We start from the raw sequence: 1,380 nt of genomic DNA, 5'->3' as shown, positions 1-1,380 counted from the left end.
GATTTACAAGGAAGGCGCGGCCCTCAACCACTTCTAACGGTGGTTCCCGCTATTACATACAGACGGCTCTAAGCAGAACTGGCTCGCCTTACCTCTTCGCCATCGTTCTGATCCTTACCTACATGGGTGGCTTTCAAACATGCTGGCATCTTTCAACGTCGCCGACGCCTTCACCCAGTACAGCTGGGCAAAACGAGTGGACTCCCTGGATCATCGGTGCCATCCTCGCGATTCTGATGGCAGGTTCGATCCTGGGCGGCACGCGCCGCCTGACCGAGGTCACGGGCTTCCTCGTTCCCGTCATGGCCATCATCTACCTGGGTGTCGGCGCGGTCGTCATCGCCCTCAACTTCCACAACATTCCCGCGATGTTCTCCGCGATCTTCAAGGGTGCTTTCGACTTCCAGGCTATCTTCGGCGGCTTCGCCGGTTCGGCCATGATGTACGGCATCAAGCGCGGCCTGTACTCGAACGAGGCCGGCGTTGGTTCGGCGCCGAACGCCGCGGCCTCCGCCTCCGTGTCCCACCCCGCCAAGCAGGGCCTCGTCCAGATGCTCTCCGTCTTCATCGACACGATGATCATCTGTACCTTCACCGCGTTCGTGGTTCTCTCCTCGGGCGTCGGCGATGATGGCGGCGTGACGGGCGCTCCCCTCGTGAAGGACGCGATGGCCACGGTGCTCGGCCAGCCGGTCGCCCAGGTCTTCATCTCGGTCGCACTGTTCCTCTTCGCGTTCACGACGCTGGTCGGCAACTTCTACTACGCCGAGGTCAACTTCCGCTTCCTGCTGCGCAAGATCGAGATCAAGCACTGGATGCTCACGGCCTTCCGTCTCGTGGCCGCTGGCCTCGTTTTCTGCGGCGCGCTCCTGAAGTTTGAGGTCGCGTGGAACCTGGGCGACATCCTGATGGGCCTCATGGCGCTCATCAACCTGCCCGTCATCGTTATCCTCGGCAACCAGGCCATCCGCTGCGCGAACGACTACGTCGCCCAGCGTAAGGCCGGCCGCGACCCGAAGTTCACGGCCTCCTCGATCGGCCTGAACCCCGCAGAGTTGGACTACTGGCAGGATAAGGCTCCGGCCTCCGCCCAGGACGCCGCCGAGAAGACCAACGCGTAAGGGTCCTCTTCCCTAGCAACCGGCCCCGGCCTCGTCTGATTGTGAACTGCCTCCCGTTTCTTGGACATCGAAATTGAAGTCCAGGGAATGGGAGGCTTTTCGTGTCTGTGGATCTGGGGTTGAGGCATGATCGTTTGCTTCGGGAGCAGGCGGTGGAGATGTTTGAGAGGGGGTTTGGCTATGGTTTGTCCGCCAGGAGGCTTGGTGTGTGTGCCGAGACTGTGAGAGAGTGGCAGAGAATCCACCACATTGGCGAGAT

General features: G+C 61.1%; 1 protein-coding gene. It reads left to right on the top strand.

What is annotated here, in order from left to right:
- Positions 1 to 1,121: amino acid carrier protein (locus ACTODO_RS00010; RefSeq protein WP_131332731.1), on the top strand; the 1,121-nt coding region annotated here is incomplete at its 5' end.
- Between the last annotated feature and the right edge of the window lie 259 nt (positions 1,122 to 1,380).

The organism is Schaalia dentiphila ATCC 17982 (genome assembly GCF_000154225.1).
Classification (GTDB): domain Bacteria; phylum Actinomycetota; class Actinomycetes; order Actinomycetales; family Actinomycetaceae; genus Pauljensenia; species Pauljensenia dentiphila.
This window is presented reverse-complemented; position numbering and strand designations above follow the sequence as displayed.